This window comes from Butyricicoccus sp. OF27-2pH9A, from assembly GCF_027693185.1.
Classification (GTDB): Bacteria; Bacillota; Clostridia; order Oscillospirales; family Butyricicoccaceae; genus Agathobaculum; species Agathobaculum butyriciproducens.
Map to the genome: position 1 here is coordinate 1 of NZ_JAQEXK010000053.1, position 913 is coordinate 913.

At 47.6% G+C, this 913-nt stretch carries 2 protein-coding genes; both read right to left on the bottom strand.

The window, feature by feature from the left end:
* Nucleotides 1-530: recombinase family protein (locus PG722_RS13945; protein ID WP_270580887.1), on the bottom strand; the 530-nt coding region annotated here is incomplete at its 3' end.
* Nucleotides 531-619: 89 nt separating this feature from the next.
* On the bottom strand, nucleotides 620-913 hold a 294-nt coding region (locus PG722_RS13950), incomplete at its 5' end, for a hypothetical protein (protein WP_270580888.1).

Sequence of the window (913 nt, forward strand, 5' to 3'; positions counted from 1 at the left end):
TCGGCAACCATTTTCTTTGTGCGGATACCCTCTACCACAGTAGGCTCTAACTGATAACCGTATGGTGCCTGTCCGCTCATGTGAAAGCCTTTCAGGCACCGTGAATAGTAGGCGTCTGTGACACGCTTCTGAATTGTCTCACGTTCAAGCTGGGCGAATACAATGCAGATATTCAGCATGGCCCGGCCCATCGGGGTCGAAGTATCAAACTTTTCTGTGGATGATACAAACTCCACATCATACTCTTGAAACAGCTCCATCATCGTTGCAAAGTCCAGAATAGAGCGGCTTATACGGTCCAGTTTATACACGATGACCCGCCTGACCTTTCCCTTGCGGATCTCGCCCAACAGCTTTTGAAACTCCGGCCTGTCCGTATTTTTACCGGAATAGCCTTTGTCCTTGAATACCCGGCAGCTCCCACCTTTCAATTCATACTTGCAAAAGTCGATCTGACTTTCAATGCTGATACTGTCCTTGCGGTCTACTGACTGTCTTGCGTAAATACAATCTTCTCTGATAAATTCCATATTGGGCTCCTTTCCTTGTTGGAATGGAGCTACCAACCTTACAACTATATTATACCATCAGCAGCCCCGGACAACAATGTTGCGAATGATTAGGGAAATCTGTCCCCATATTTTCTGAACACCTCATAAAGACAACGCTCAATTTCTTTTTTGCGCTGTGCTTTCTCCTTCGGGGGAAGTACCGGCGTGAGGCTTTCCAGCACAATGATCTTCCCTTGAAATGCGACAGACTTTGTTTCTCGTTCATAAGTGACAGCTTGCGTCATTGAAAACCTCCTTTGCGAAAGTGCGTGTATATGCCTGCCTTTCCCGCTTGTCCTGTGGGGAAATGTCAAAAGGCGACACCCAGCAGGTGCCGCCCTTTGAGCTTTCTCCACTTCGGG